Source organism: Hymenobacter terrenus (assembly GCF_000972495.1).
Classification (GTDB): Bacteria; Bacteroidota; Bacteroidia; order Cytophagales; family Hymenobacteraceae; genus Hymenobacter; species Hymenobacter terrenus.
Window position 1 is genome coordinate 417,899 of sequence record NZ_LATM01000001.1, and the last position, 13,952, is coordinate 431,850.

At 59.7% G+C, this 13,952-nt stretch carries 11 protein-coding genes; 7 read left to right on the plus strand and 4 right to left on the minus strand.

Annotated elements, in window-relative coordinates; genetic code table 11:
* Nucleotides 1–6: 6 nt before the first annotated feature.
* Nucleotides 7–903, plus strand: coding sequence for a dihydrodipicolinate synthase family protein (locus tag WX88_RS01805; protein WP_046242571.1), 897 nt, complete (start codon nt 7–9; stop codon nt 901–903).
* A gap of 269 nt (nt 904–1,172) precedes the next feature.
* Nucleotides 1,173–2,396 (plus strand): NO-inducible flavohemoprotein, encoded by a 1,224-nt coding sequence (hmpA, locus tag WX88_RS01810; RefSeq protein ID WP_046242572.1) that lies wholly within the window; start codon nt 1,173–1,175, stop codon nt 2,394–2,396.
* Between the two features lie 95 nt (nt 2,397–2,491).
* On the opposite strand, the gene WX88_RS01815 is transcribed toward hmpA, so the two are convergent.
* Nucleotides 2,492–3,430, minus strand: a complete 939-nt coding sequence (locus WX88_RS01815; protein ID WP_046242573.1) for an NADP-dependent oxidoreductase — start codon at nt 3,428–3,430, stop codon at nt 2,492–2,494.
* Between the two features lie 173 nt (nt 3,431–3,603).
* Between WX88_RS01815 and WX88_RS01820 the strand changes: the two genes are divergently transcribed.
* Entirely contained in the window at nt 3,604–4,497 is an 894-nt protein-coding gene (locus WX88_RS01820; RefSeq protein ID WP_046242574.1) for a helix-turn-helix domain-containing protein, read from the plus strand.
* A gap of 208 nt (nt 4,498–4,705) precedes the next feature.
* On the opposite strand, the gene WX88_RS01825 is transcribed toward WX88_RS01820, so the two are convergent.
* The 3 genes from WX88_RS01825 to WX88_RS01835 all read right to left on the minus strand — a co-directional run bounded on the left by WX88_RS01825 (nt 4,706) and on the right by WX88_RS01835 (nt 9,654).
* The gene (locus tag WX88_RS01825) at nt 4,706–5,455 is read right to left on the minus strand and encodes a superoxide dismutase (protein WP_082115780.1); all 750 of its coding nucleotides are present in this window, start codon (nt 5,453–5,455) and stop codon (nt 4,706–4,708) included.
* A 195-nt stretch (nt 5,456–5,650) separates the two neighbouring features.
* Nucleotides 5,651–8,263, minus strand: a complete 2,613-nt coding sequence (locus WX88_RS01830) for a TonB-dependent receptor (protein ID WP_046242575.1) — start codon at nt 8,261–8,263, stop codon at nt 5,651–5,653.
* Between the two features lie 500 nt (nt 8,264–8,763).
* Nucleotides 8,764–9,654 carry a LysR family transcriptional regulator gene (locus WX88_RS01835; RefSeq protein ID WP_052732242.1) on the minus strand — a complete coding sequence of 297 codons (891 nt, stop codon included), beginning with the start codon at nt 9,652–9,654 and terminating at the stop codon, nt 8,764–8,766.
* Between the two features lie 125 nt (nt 9,655–9,779).
* Between WX88_RS01835 and WX88_RS01840 the strand changes: the two genes are divergently transcribed.
* The 4 genes from WX88_RS01840 (at nt 9,780) to WX88_RS01860 (ending at nt 13,939) form a co-directional block, all read left to right on the plus strand.
* Nucleotides 9,780–10,331: a DinB family protein gene (locus WX88_RS01840; RefSeq protein ID WP_046242576.1), complete on the plus strand. Its 552-nt coding sequence runs from the start codon at nt 9,780–9,782 to the stop codon at nt 10,329–10,331.
* A gap of 55 nt (nt 10,332–10,386) precedes the next feature.
* A complete protein-coding gene (locus WX88_RS01845; RefSeq protein WP_046242577.1) occupies nt 10,387–11,043 on the plus strand; it encodes an MOSC domain-containing protein in 657 nt (218 codons plus the stop codon).
* 543 nt (nt 11,044–11,586) lie between these two features.
* Nucleotides 11,587–12,516: a hypothetical protein gene (locus WX88_RS01855; RefSeq protein WP_046242579.1), complete on the plus strand. Its 930-nt coding sequence runs from the start codon at nt 11,587–11,589 to the stop codon at nt 12,514–12,516.
* The gene (locus WX88_RS01860) at nt 12,503–13,939 is read left to right on the plus strand and encodes a porin family protein (RefSeq protein WP_046242580.1); all 1,437 of its coding nucleotides are present in this window, start codon (nt 12,503–12,505) and stop codon (nt 13,937–13,939) included. The genes WX88_RS01855 and WX88_RS01860 overlap by 14 nt, the downstream gene beginning before the upstream one ends.
* Nucleotides 13,940–13,952: the final 13 nt, after the last annotated feature.

The following is a 13,952-nucleotide window of genomic DNA, read 5'->3' on the forward strand; positions in this document are numbered from 1 at the left end:
TTACCAATGCTTAGCTCAGCTCCTTTTAAAGGCATTATTGCCTATCCCATCACGCCCTTCACCGCCGCCGGGGCCGTGGACCTCGACCTCTACGCGCGGCTGGTCGAACGCCTCGTGGCCGGTGGCGCGCACGGCATTGCCCCACTCGGCAGCACCGGCGTGCTCCCCTATCTCACCGACGCCGAACGGGATGCTGTGACCACGGCTACCATCGGACAAGTAGCCGGGCGGCTACCGGTGCTGGTGGGGGTATCTCACCTCACTACGGCTGGCGCGGTGCGCCACGCCCGCTTCGCCGAGCAGGCCGGGGCCACGGCCGTCATGCTGCTGCCCATGAGCTACTGGAAGCTCACGGAGAGCGAAATACTGCGCCACTATGAGACCGTGGCCACCGCTGTCTCCGTGCCCATTATGGTGTACAACAACCCCGCCACCGGCGGCCTGGACATGTCGCCTGCGCTCTTGCAACGCCTGTTGCAGCTACCCAACGTGACGATGGTGAAGGAAAGCACCGGCGACGTGCAGCGCATGCAGGCCCTGCGCCGGCTGCTGGGCGAGGACGTAGCGTTCTACAACGGCTCCAACCCGCTGGCCCTGGCTGCTTTCGCGGCAGGCGCCACCGGCTGGTGCACCGCCGCCCCCAACCTGATTCCCAAGCTCAATCTGGCCCTCTACGAAGCCATTCAGGCCAACCGGCTCGACCAGGCGCAGCAGCTGTTTTATCAGCAGTTCGAGCTGCTGCAATTCATCGTAGCCAAAGGCCTGCCCCGCGCCATCAAGGCCGGGCTGGAGCTGCAAGGCCTCGACGCTGGCCACCTGCGTGCCCCACTCCTGCCGCTCACTAACACCGAAGTTGCCGAGCTGCGCGCCTTGCTGCAAGCCGCCGACGCATTGGCCGCGTAGCTGCCGCCACCTGCCCCGACGACTGGCATGGATTGCCCGCGGTTTTAACGGAGCATTTTCAGAACCATATTTCTGTGGTTCAAAACAATAATTAGTGATTTGCCGCCTCGAATGACTATCAAATAGCTCAGAAATGCGGGCTACCAAGTTTGCGCGACGCGCCACGGTAATATGGTTCTGATTTTATGAACATCGCCTACCCTCAATGCAGCTTATTTACAGAGGGTTGCCATACCGGGCAGCCCTACTCAACCGATAATTAATACTCTATGGAACAAGCCCAAATCATCGCGTTGCTGCACCAAACAGCTCCGGCCCTGGTCAGCAACGGTGACCAGCTCACGCGTGCATTTTACCAACACCTGTTTGCGCAGCACCCCGAGCTGCAGCACACCTTTAACATGGCCAACCAGACCAGCGGCAAGCAGGCCCGCAGCTTGTTTGATGCCATCGTTCTGTTTGTTACCAAGTTCGACCAGCTCGAAACCCTGGGCCCCGACGCCCGGCGCATCGCGGCCAAGCACACCAGCCTGGATATTCAGCCTGAACACTACCCTTTGGTGGGTGCCAGCCTGCTAGCCACCATTCGCGACACGCTGGGACCAGCCGCCACCCCCGACGTAATGTTGGCCTGGGAACTAGCTTATGGCCGCATCGCGCAGGTGCTGATGGGGGTGGAAGCCGCTACTTATGAGCAGCAGCAAACGCAACCCGGTGGCTGGCGCGGGTTTAAGCCGTTTGTGGTGGCCGAGGTAGCGGTCGAATGCGAGGGCATCCGCTCGTTTTACCTGGTACCGGCCCACGGACAGGACCTGCCGACCTACCAGCCGGGGCAGTTCATCAGCGTATCGGTACAACTCCCCGACCATCCGTTCCGGCAGCTGCGCCAGTATAGCCTCTCCGACGCCCCCGGCAAGCCCTACTACCGCATCACGGTGAAGCGCGAGGAAGAACGGCCCGGCCTGGCTCCGGCTGGCCTGATTTCCAACTACCTGCATGCGACGCTGAACGCAGGTGACACGCTAATGGTGCATGCGCCAAGCGGCGAATTTTACCTCGACACTGCGGCGCAAACGCCAGTTGTCCTGCTGGCAGGTGGCGTCGGCATCACCCCGCTCATGGCCATGACCGAACACTCTTTGCAGACCAACCCGACCCGCCGCCTGGTGCTCATCCACGCCGTGCGCGATGCGCGCAATCAGGCCTTTAGCGCCCGCTTGGCTGCCCTAGCCGCGGCGCACCCCAGCTTCCGGACCTTCACCCTCTTCGGCGCGCCGAACGCACAGCCGGCTTGGCCAGGCCCATTTGCCATCGGTTTATTGAGCACCGAACACCTCGACACCTGGCTTGGTGCGGAAGACGAGCCGGCGGACTATTACTGCTGCGGGCCGACCGGCTTTATGCAGCACGTCCAGCAACTACTGAAAGCGCGCGGGGTTGCCAACTGCCACTTCGAGGTGTTCGGGCCTACGCAAGCCGAGCAGTTGCGGTAGCTGGGTTATCAGCTCGAAGCATCAAGTTCTGAGCTATGCAAAGCAATTAAGCCGTAGCGCGAGCTGCAGAATGGCACACAGCTCTCAGCGCCAGCCTACAACGTCACAATAACTTTACCCTGCGTTTTGCCGGCCTCGACTTGGCGAAGGGCATCGGGAAGCTGGGCAAATGGCAGCGTTAGGGAGACGTGCGAGCGGAGGCGGCCGTCAGCCAGCCGCTCGGCGATGGCCGTCTGGTCTTGGCCATTGGAGGCCACCAGCAAGGCCTGCGCCTCGATACCGATGGTCTGGGCGCGCTCAGTGAGTTCGGGGGTCAGGCCGCCTATGATGCTGATGAGGCTACCGCCGGGCTTCACCACCTCCAGCGAGCGTGCCAGGTTATCGCCGACGATGGATTCAATGACCAGGTCCACCGGGGCCACCACGCCTTCGAAGCGCACCTGGGTATAGTCCACGTGCTCGTCGGCTCCGAGTGCCAGCACAAAGTCGCGCTTGGCGGCCGAAGAGGTGGCGATGACATAGGCCCCCAACTCCTTGGCCAGCTGCACAGCGTAGTGGCCCACGCCCCCGGCGGCGGCGTGAATCAACACCCGCTGGCCGGGCCGTAAACCGGCTTTCGCCAGCACTTGCCAGGCAGTGAGCGCTGCCAGCGTGGCCGCGGCGGCATCTTCGTGGCGCACACTGGCGGGCTTGTGGGCCAGGTGGCTGGCCGGCGCCGCGACGTACTCGGCGTAGGCGCGGCCGTGGCCGGGAAAATTAACCATTCCGAAGACTTCATCACCGGGCTGAAACGTGGTGACCCCAGCGCCTACCTGCGTTACTTCGCCCGAAATATCCCAACCGAGAATCAGGGGTGAATGCTGCTTGATAGCACCATAAACAGCTGTTCCGTAGCTGGTTTTAAAATCAACCGGATTGAGACTAAGAGCCTTGGTTCGCACCAGTACTTCATCTGGGCCGATGGTGGGTGTGGGTACTTCGGTGAGGTGTAAGGCCGCCGGACCGGTGGTATCCGTGAGCGTGTAAGCTTGCATAAGGAAAAGTTGTGGGTAATTGAACGGGGCAAAGGTGGACGGGGCTGCCAGCGGGTTTGTGGTATGCAACAAGGATAATGCGGTATGAGCAGAGGAAAATCCGTGTTTTTGACCGTTTTGCTAGTCACAATTAGCTACTATTGCCTAGAAACCGGCTTCATCATCCCAGTATCATGCAAGTAGAACAAGCCCATATGCCATTTGAGCTAACGGTGCTGGAAACGTCTCAGTGGATGCAACGCCCCCACCAGCACAATTTTTTTGAGTTGGTTTTCATCGAAGAAGGTGAAGGGTTGCAGTGCATCAACCACCGGCAGTTTCCTTACCAACGGGAAAGTATCTTTCTGCTGCCACCGCTCGATTGCCACTCCTTTGAGGTGACGACGCCCACGCGGTTCGTGTTTCTGCGCTTCACCAACCAGGTATTTGCCCAGCGCCACGGCGGCGATTTGGATTTCAAGGACTGGTTTCAGAAGCTGTCCTACGTCCTGATAAACTACAACAAGATGCCCGGCGACGTGGTCGGCTCCGCCCGCGACAAGCAGCACCTGCTGCACTGCCTGCAGCTCATCCGCGATGAGCACGCCCACAGCGACTCATTTTCGCCCACGCTCATTCAAACCGCGCTCGTGACCATCCTCAACCTGCTCACGCGCCATATTGAAGCCACCTTGCTCAGGGCCCCCACCGGCGCCGATGCGCACAGCCGCCGCTTTCTGCACGTGCTCAACCATATCCAACATTTTCTGTTCGATAATGCGCAGCTACGGGTGGCCGCACTAGCCGCCCAGGCGGGCACGTCAGCCACCTACTTCAGCGAATATTTCCGCAGCCACGCCGGCGAGTCGCTCCAAACCTACATCACCAAGTCGCGCCTGAAAGTAGCCGAAGCCCGCCTGCTCAATTCCGATAACAGCGCCAAGGAAATCGCCTACGAGTTGGGCTTCACCGACACCAGCCACCTCTCACGCACCTTCAAGAAGTACTACGGCTGCACCATTCAGGAATTTAGAAAGCGTAGCACCTTTTCCCTGCTCAGCGGCAAAAGCTGCGTCACTAACACCTAGTTTATAAAAAACAGTTTATCAGCGCATAGAATCTGTTTACACAAAGCTGAGCATGAATATAATTCCCGCAGATTAGGATGCGGTTAATATCCGGACAACGCCTTTTTTCAGGGCCGTGCCCGGCAAAGTCACTGCACCGGGAAACGCAAAATCCCTGAGCACGTCCGTTACGACATACTCAGGGATTGGCGGGTGAAGCTATGGGCGCTTATCCCTTGCGGGCCGCTTCGTAGCGCTTCCCGGCTTCCGACCAGTTGACCACGTTCCAGTAGGCTTTGACGTAATCAGCACGCTTGTTCTGGTACTTCAGGTAGTAGGCGTGCTCCCACACATCGAGGGCGAGCACGGGAATGCCGCGCTGCACACCTGGCAGGTCCATGAGTGGGTTGTCTTGATTCGGCGTGCTGGTGATGGCCAGCTTGCCCGCTTTAGGGTCGTGAATAAGCCAGGCCCAGCCGGAGCCAAACCGCCCGGTGGCCGCTTTCGTAAATTCCTCGGTGAACTTATCGAAGGAGCCGAAGTCCTTGGTGATGGCGGCGGCCAGCTCGCCCGTGGGCTGCCCGCCGCCTTTTGGGGCGAGCAGCTGCCAGAAAAACGAATGATTCCAGTGGCCCCCGGCATTATTACGGATGGCGTCTGGCTGCTTGCTGGCGGAGGCGAGCAACTGGGCCAGACTGAGCTTTTCCTCGGGCTTGCCGGCTACGGCCTCGTTCAGCTTCGAGACATAGGTTTTGTGGTGGGCATCATGGTGAACTTCCATGGTGCGGGCGTCGATGTGCGGCTCGAGAGCATTAAAAGCGTACGGGAGCGGCGGGAGAGTGAAAGGCCCATCGGCCAGAGGTGTAGCGCGGGCCTCCCGCAGCAATTGCTCATCGTGAACTCGGGCCAATAGGGCGGGGCTGACCAAGGCACCGGCCATGGCCAGGAAGCCGTTTTTGAGAAATTCTCGCTTCAGCATAAAATAGGAGGGTAAAGGAAAACCAGTAAAGTGGAGGGGGCAAGATACTAGCTGGCGCGGCTTTTCACCCGTGAAGCTCCCTATACCTCGTTACCGCCAGCCCGGCCGATACCGATGGAAAGTGCTGCGCCTGGCGCTGAGACAGGGCTAGGTCGAATAAGACTGCGGGTGGCCGCGACCGGTTCAAACAAGGGACTACTTACCTATCCGAAACTGCAGCTTGGCGAAATAGAAACGCCCGTTGCTGCCCATCTGCACGGCGTCCCAGGCCCCGCCGTTCTCGGTGGCCAGTGGGTTGAAGAAACTGGGGTACACGTCGAACAGGTTGGAGGCGCCGGCGGATAAGCGCAGCTGATTAGTCAGGCTGTACGACAGCGCCAGGTCGGTGGTGAGCCGGGCGCGGTACCGGTTAGGGTCGCCGTTGTAGTCGTAGAGTAGCACGCGGCCGAACTGCACGAAGCGCACCAACGCCCCAAAGCGGCCCACGTTGTAGTCGAACGTAAGGTTGACTTTGTATGGCGGGGCCGACGCTTTCACAAAAGCCCGCTCCCGCTCCCCAAAGAAGGTTTCTTCCTTCCCGGCTAGTAGCGGCGTGGTTTTGGCCGCGCCCACGACGAGGAGCCGGTTAAGGTTGGCAGCCAGCGTGGTAGTGAGGCGGCCGGTGCCCACGCCGGTGGTATTGGCGAGCACGGCATCGAGGCCCCAGGTATCGGTCGAAACGGCATTGGCAAAGAACTGGGCCTGGCCCACGTTCAGCCCGGTCAGAATGGACCCGATTTGGTCGTCATCATCGGCAAACGTGCCGGTGAGTACAATCCGGTCCTTGATGTGGATGTAGTAACCATCAACGGTGAAACTCAGCACCGAGCCGGCGCGGCCCGTGAAGCCCACGCTAGCCGACTGCGACCGTTCCTGCGTGAGGGCGGGAATGCCCACCGCTCGCGACACCGGTCCATTGTTGCGGTCGAGCAGAATATCTACTGCTTTGCCACCCACCACGTTAGTAAACACCGTATTGAAGTTCACCTGCGCCAGCGACGGCGCCCGAAAGCCCGTGCTATACGTGCCGCGCAGTGAGAAATTCTCGCTGAGCTTCAGACGCGTGGCAATCTTGCCGGTAGTCGTGCCGCCAAAATCTGAGTAGTTTTCATACCGCAAGGCGCCCGCCAGCAAGAAGGCTTTTGTTACGTCCAGCTCCGCATCAACATAAACACCAATATTGTTGCGACTAGCTTTTACTTCATTGCGAGGCTGAAAGCCCGGAAATCCCTGCGAGCCGGCGGGCCGATTCGACGAATCTGGCCCGAACTTGCGATAAGAGCTTTCTTCCCCCGCAAAAATCTGATACCATTCGCGGCGGTACTCGCTCCCCACGGCCAGGTTGAGGCCTTCGAGGACGGTTTTGAAGTTGCGGCTCAAGCTGAGGTTCAGCACATTCTGCTGAAGTTGAAAACCACCCGCGTCGAAAGTAGTCGGCGAATTTGCCCCCAGTGATGCGTTCAGGGTATTGGTAACCCCGTAACGAAAGCGGTTTGAGCCAAACCCATTGCTCAAATCCACGTCCCAGCCACCAAAGGTGCCGCGCAAGCCCGCCACGCCATGGCCATCGGTGAGAGAACTCGTGATGATGGGGTCAAAGCCGTTGGGGTAGATTTTGGCGTTGCTGCGCGGGTTGGGCACGGTAATGTCGACGGTATCTCCGTTCACGACGCCAGTGCTGTCCGAAGTCGGGAACCGGGTGTAAGCGTAGGATTCGCCCTTGCGGAAGTTCACCCCGCCAAACACGTAAGCGTACAGGTTCTCGCTCAGCGGCAGCTTACTATTGAGATACGCCGAGGTGTTGCGGGCCTTGGGGTCGCCGTACTCGCGGCGCTGAATGCCCTCCGTGTTGGGCACGTTGGCGCGCTGGGTGTGCTGGCGCTGGTTAAAATCGAGGGTGGCATTCACGAAGCCGCCCTGGCCCAGCCCCACGCCGTAGTTAACGTTGGCGTTGAAGTTGCCGCCGTCAAATTTCTTATCGTCGAAACGGTATTTGGCGTCGTAGGCGCCATAGTTTACGTTAGCTGTCAGCTCTTTCACACTGGTTTTGAGCACGATATTGATGACGCCCGCAATGGCGTCGGAGCCGTACTGGGCCGAGGCGCCGTCGCGCAGAATCTCAATCCGCTCGATGGACGCGGCCGGAATCGTGTTCAAATCGGTGCCGGTGTTGCCGCGCCCGCGGCTGCCAAACAGGTTCACCAGGGCCGATTGGTGCCAGCGCTTGCCGTTCACCAGTACCAGGGTTTGGTCGGGACCGAGGCCGCGCAGGCTGGCTGGGTCCACGTGGTCGGCACCGTCGGCCCCGGTTTGGCGGTTGGAGTTGAACGAGGGCGCCACAAATTGCAGCAGCTGGTTCACGTCGAGTTGGCCGGTTTTGGCCGTCACTTCCCGAATATCGATGATGTCGACCGGCGAGGGCGAATCCGTCACGGAGCGGTTCTGGCTGCGCGAGCCCACTACCTGCACGACGTCGAGGCTGGTGCTGCTTTCGGCGAGCTTAATGCTCTGGGCATCGGCCGCGGCCACTTCCTGCGTGGCGTAGCCCAGCGAGCTTACCACGAGGCGTGGCGTCGCCGTGCGGGGCCGGAGGGTAAACCGGCCGTCGCCGCCGGTGGAGGTACCGTTGTTGGTACCTTTTTCCACGATGGTGGCACCAATCACGGGGCGGCCCGCGGCGTCCAGCACTTGCCCGGTGAGGGAGGCATTCTGGCCCCAGGCAGCGGTGCTTACGAGGCAGACGAGGGGTATTAGTAGATTGTTTCTCATGGCGTAAGAAAGGATAAGGGTTGAAGAAAAACAGTGGTAGTTTCGGTAGATTATGCGCTTTCTACTGCCCGCAATCTAACTCATTTAAGCACAAAAAAACCAGTCCATAGCGGCTGTTTTTCTCATAACTACCCCGCCAAGGTGCAAATCGTCATCCGCTTGGCGTCTTGCCGCAAGTCTTCAGTGTGGAGCTATTCAAGGGTTGTCACCAATTGAAATTCTCTCCAATTTGGCTGCATCGACCAAGACAGGTTCTTGTTTTTCAATCTTTTATTTACCACTAGTGTTGATGCTTCTGCTGGTTGCCAGCTACTGTCAAGGGCACCGGTTCGTACGCTGACCAGTTCTGCATAATAAGGCAAAAAGTCAATAGCAGCACGACCGGCACAAGATTATGGCAACTGCTTTTAAGTGGTCAGCCATAAACAACCGTATGTAAGTCATTATGCTTCGCTCTGCTCTGCATAGTTCATTTGATGCAGTGCTTTCCGCTGGGCTACTTAACCAGCTAAAACCTGGGCCCGAATGGCGGCTACGAACGCCGTTACCACGTCGTCTTCGCTGCCCAGGTACACGGCCTGCCACTGTCGCCGAGCCTCGGCGCAGGCTAGTGGCAGTGCTACCAGCTGTCCGGACCGCACATACGGAGCGGCCGCCCACCGCGCTAGTATCGTGAAGCCCAGGGCAGCTTTCACCATTTCCATAATAGCCTCCGTGCGTTGAACGCGGCTCACGTGGCGGGGTCGCACCTGCGCCGCCCCGAAGAAATCACGCAGGGCCCAGCTTTCCGCGTCGGGCACGTCGTAGCCGATGTACTCTTCGCCAGCCAAGTCGGCGGGCGTGAGCGGGCGCGGGTGTTGGGCCAGCGGGTGCCCCGGCGCCAACAAGGCGACCAAATCGTCTTCAAACAGCGGATGCAGCGTGCTTGGAGCCACCCCCGGCGTTTGCGTGACGATAGCCAAATCGATGCGCCCCGCCTGCAGCCAGGCCAGCGGCTGCCGGGTAGCTTCCGCCACAATGTGGACCCGCACCTGCGGGTGGGTCTGCCGAAACTGGTGAATGATGGCCGGCAGCCAGTGGTAGCAGGTGTAGCATTGGGTGCTCAGGCGCAGGTTGCGCGTCAGGCCCTGCCGCAAGGCCTGAATATCGGCATCGAGGCGTTGCAGTTCCGGCAGTACCCGCTCGGCGCTGCGGACGAGCGTGCGCCCCGCCTCAGTGGGCACCAATTGGCGGTTGCGGCGCTCAAACAGCTTCAGGCCTAAGGCCGCTTCCAAGTCGCGGAGCTGGTGGCTCAGCGCAGATTGGGTGAGGTGGAGGCGCGCGGCGGCGCGGGTCAGGGAGCCTTCCTCAACAATGTATGCCACCAGTTGGAGCTGTTGGGAGCTAACCATGCATGAGCTTTTCTAATGAGTTGAGCGAAATTAATTCATTTTTATCCCACCGATGGGACGTTGACCTTTGTCCAGTCATTTTATCGCTGTATTGGCACCTCAACCATTATTTCCTGAACCAACCCATGCCTGCTTATCCCAACGCTACCCTGTACGCCCGCCACGACCACGCCTTGCTGCTACAAATCTATCTGGAAGGTCCGGCCCGCCTTCGTCAGTCTTTGGCCGGGTGCTCCGAAGCCGATTTGAAAGCCCGTCCTCTGCCGGGCAAGTGGTCCATCCAGGAAATTATATTGCATGTAGTCGATGCCGAAACGCTAGGCGCCACGCGCATCCGGCAGATTTTTACTCAACGCCACCGCCCACTGGCCTTTTACGACCCCAGCGTGTGGGCCGATGAGCTGCACTACCAAGACGCAGACGCGGCCACCCTGGAAAATAGTCTGCGCTTATTCGAGCTGCTGCGGGAGCTAACGGCCCCCATTTTCCAGCGAGCCACACCTGCCGATTGGCAGAAAGCCGGGCTCCACCCGGAACGGGGCGAAATCACACTGCGCCAGGCGTTGGAGCTGTACGCCGACCATAGCGAGCGGCACTTGGGCCAGATTCTGGAGCGGCGCCAGCTGCTGGGATGTCCGCTCGACCTGCCCTTGCTTCTCCCCGAACGGCTGTATTAGCCATTTTTTGCCACGGCGATGGTACGCCACCATTAGCTGTTTACTTTGGGGACCTATGCAAATTCTATCCGTAAATATTGGCCTGCCACAACAGTACACTTGGCGCGGCAAATCCATCGAAACCAGCATTTTTAAAGCGCCGACGACGGACCTCGTCGCCGTACACCCGGAACACCTGGCCGGCTATGGGCAGGCCGACCTGCGCGTGCACGGCGGGCCAGACAAAGCCGTTTACTCCTATCCTACTGAGCACTACGGGTATTGGGCGCCCTACATTCCGGCGGCACTGCTGACCCCGGGCGCATTCGGCGAAAATCTGACCACACAGGGCTTGCTGGAAAGCGAAGTGCGGGTGGGCGACTGCTTCCGGGCGGGCACGGCGGTGCTCATTGCCGTGCAGCCCCGGATGCCCTGCTTCAAGCTGGGCCTGCGCCTCAACGATGAACACTTGGTAAAGCGTTTTTTAGAAGCCCGGCGCAGTGGCATCTACTTTCGGGTGGTGCAAACCGGAACTCTGCGAGCCGGCGATGCGCTGACGCTGGTACAGCCGGCGACCCATGCCGTCACCATTCAGCAGGTTGTTGAGGCGTACTATGCCCATGCTTCGGAAAAAGATGCCGCCTTGCTCCGCACCATAGTAGAAGTGCGGGAGCTGCCAACTTCCCTAAAAAGCCAGTTTCGAACCATGCTGGCTGCGACCGAGCTAGGCTAGGGGCTAGGGCTGGTTAGAGACTACTGTAAACAGGATTTTATATTGAGCCGCACCCCGCTTCCTGGCCGCGGCTTTGTTGTTTGTCAGCACTATATAAAGGCCTCCGTGGGGGGTGATGCAACACCAGCGAAAAATACTTACCCTGCCAACCAACCTTTAGCCGTTGGCCTTGCACTTTAGGACAAATAACCGCTTCGTGCCCGACCCGTCACCTCACTTGCCTTCGGAATACCAGCACCTGCTGACCGCCTGCATGGCCCAGGCTCGTCAAGCACAATATTGGCACCATGATAATTGTAATATCCCTGTATATCCATTAAATCAGCGGGGTTTGCGCGGCCGCAACGTGGCTCTCGCGCAGCGCCAGGGGATTATCAGTGCATACTGCTCTTCGTTGCTGAAGGTGTACCGGCCAGATGAATTCGGGCCCCAGTGCCAGCCGCTGCTGGCATTCGAAACGCGAAAACAACCGCGACACGAGTATACCCGGCTCATTATCCCGCAGGCCACACTTCCCCGCGAACTGGCTCAACTTCTTACCTCATGATATTTTTCATCACTTCGCCCCGGCTCTGGCGGTGGGTGGGCCTGTTGGTCGCGCTGCTAGGACTGCTGCCCACCGCGTGGGCGCAGCGCAAGGTGCAGGTCGTGACCCGCACCCTGGAACAAAGCTGGAACTGTCCGCCGGGCATGACGGTGCGCATCCGGGCCGAGAAGGCTAATGTGCAAGTACGGGCCTGGGACCGGCCTACCGTGCAGGTAACGCTCCGCCTCAGCGCCCGGCACGCCGACCGCGCCGTGGCCGAGCAGGACCTGCCCGTGGCCAAATATCGCCTCCAAAAAAACGGCAATGCCTTGGACTTGATCAACTTCTACACGCTGGCCGAAGATGCACCAGCCGTGCGCAGCGACCTCCGCGCCGAATACACCGTGTTCATGCCGGCCGGTAATACCCTGCAGGTGGCAAACGCATACGGGCAGACTGACCTGACCGACCTCACGGGCGAACAAACGGTCGACCAGAGCTTTGGGCAGATTCACTTGCGCAACCTGAGTGGTACGCTGGGCGTCACGGCCCGCTACGCCGACCTGACAGGCATCAACCTGCAAGCCGACTTCACATGTGAGGCCAACCGGTCGGCGGTGCAGTTGCTGGGGCTGGGGGGCAGTTCCTTGATTCGCAACTACTACGGCAGCGTTCACCTGCAGGCCACGGCGGCCGTGCGTAAGCTCCGGGTCGAGACTAACCGCACGGAAGTGGTGGTGAGCGTGCCGCAGCCCGAGCTATTTGGGTACGAGCTAAGTGTGCAGCAGGGGCTCCTGACCGTGCCCCCGGCCTTTGCCGATGCCCGCAAGGGCAACAGCAACCACGCCTCGCTCACGGTGAAAACCCGCCCGCCGCGGCCGGTCCTGCATGTCAGCGCTACTTACGCGCCACTCACATTTCAAACCCAGCCGCTTGCCCAACTCTAACTCTTCGCTGCTCTTCACAGTGTCTCACGCCTTCTTCTTTCGCAACTTTCTGTATTTACCCGGGCTGTATTTGCTCGGCACCGGCCTGCTAGCCGCTCCTGCCGCGGCCCAAACCCCCACCGACACGACGCACATCAGCTACGGTGAGGAAGTGAGCCCCCCGCCCACGGCCCCCACGCCGCTACGCGTGGCCCGCGAAGAGCGCCATCTGTGGAAACTGGGCTTGAATAACTTCTCACTGCAAACCTCCATTCCAACTACGGATGATCAGGCTGACTATTTCCGTTACGGTGTGCATGTGCTCTACGAGCGAAAGCTCAACCGGCCGGCTTGGTCGATACTGGGCGAGGTGAGCCCTGCTATAACCCAGTACAGCGCTGCTATTGGCAACTCGGGTTCGGAAACCCGCTTTGGGGTGCGGACTCAGGTAGCGGGCCGCTACTATCACAACCTGGAGCGGCGCCTGCGGCTCGGGCGTAGCGGCGGTTTCTCAGGCAATTATATCTCACTGGCACTGGGGGCCGGCCTGGGCAGCCGCGCACGCGAAACACCCTTTTACTACGCCCCCCCCAACGGAAAGTGGGCGCAGGTGGACGCGGCTCTGCTCTACGGCCTGCAACGCCGCCTGGGTAGGCGCGGCTTCATCGATGTCAACCTGGGCGTCGGTAGTCTCGTGTCGTCGGATGTGAGCGACCTGGGGTTGAACGGTAGCCTGCGCGTGGGGCTGTTGCTGGGGGCGGCGCCCCCGGCGTCTGCGGGCCCTCACGAGCAGCTAATGCTGGCCGCAGAGGACGATGGCCGCCGGCCCAGATACTACGTTGGAGTACTAGCAGGCAGCTATACTTACCGAATACACTACCCGACGAGCAACCCATACCGCAGCCCCCGGTCTAGCTTCGGTCGAGGTTTTGGAGTGTATAACGATGTTTTGGACTTTGGTGGCTACTATGCCGGCTACTACCTCAAACCCCGCCTGGCAGTGCAAGTGAGCGTATTGCAAGCTTCAAGTTTCTCGGGTAGCGGCGTAAGTACTTTCACTAGCTTCTCAAACAATAGCACTTCCGAAGAGCACTGGACGGTGCCAGTGCTACTACGCTACTCGCTCACGCGCAATTTTCGGCAGCGAGTACAGTTCGACGCGTTGAGTGGGCTAGTACCCGTGTGGTCATCAATTGAATTTTACGAGCAGGAGACACTGATTGGTAGTGGACAAACTATCAATGAGTACAACTTTAAGCGGCGCACGTTTAATGCGCATGCCGCATTTGGCGTTAATATAAGTTACGGCATGGGTCGCCGCCGCCGCGTGCTAATCAATACCGAATTCCTTGTTGCCAAGGACCTGCGCACCGGCTTTCAGGGCGACAAGGAGGTACAGAGTGGCGGCGGCTTGGGGCTGTCCTATCGCTTCCACTACCGGTAGCCGTCCAGTTCGC

Coding starts and splice junctions, on each gene's coding strand:
- hmpA (WP_046242572.1), top strand. CDS start 1,173: ATGGAACAAGCCCAAATCATCGCGTTGCTGCACCAAACAGCTCCGGCC.
- WX88_RS01830 (WP_046242575.1), bottom strand. CDS start 8,263: ATGAGAAACAATCTACTAATACCCCTCGTCTGCCTCGTAAGCACCGCT.
- WX88_RS01805 (WP_046242571.1), top strand. CDS start 7: ATGCTTAGCTCAGCTCCTTTTAAAGGCATTATTGCCTATCCCATCACG.
- WX88_RS01825 (WP_082115780.1), bottom strand. CDS start 5,455: ATGCTGAAGCGAGAATTTCTCAAAAACGGCTTCCTGGCCATGGCCGGT.
- WX88_RS01820 (WP_046242574.1), top strand. CDS start 3,604: ATGCAAGTAGAACAAGCCCATATGCCATTTGAGCTAACGGTGCTGGAA.
- WX88_RS01815 (WP_046242573.1), bottom strand. CDS start 3,430: ATGCAAGCTTACACGCTCACGGATACCACCGGTCCGGCGGCCTTACAC.
- WX88_RS01835 (WP_052732242.1), bottom strand. CDS start 9,654: ATGGTTAGCTCCCAACAGCTCCAACTGGTGGCATACATTGTTGAGGAA.
- WX88_RS01855 (WP_046242579.1), top strand. CDS start 11,587: ATGATATTTTTCATCACTTCGCCCCGGCTCTGGCGGTGGGTGGGCCTG.
- WX88_RS01840 (WP_046242576.1), top strand. CDS start 9,780: ATGCCTGCTTATCCCAACGCTACCCTGTACGCCCGCCACGACCACGCC.
- WX88_RS01845 (WP_046242577.1), top strand. CDS start 10,387: ATGCAAATTCTATCCGTAAATATTGGCCTGCCACAACAGTACACTTGG.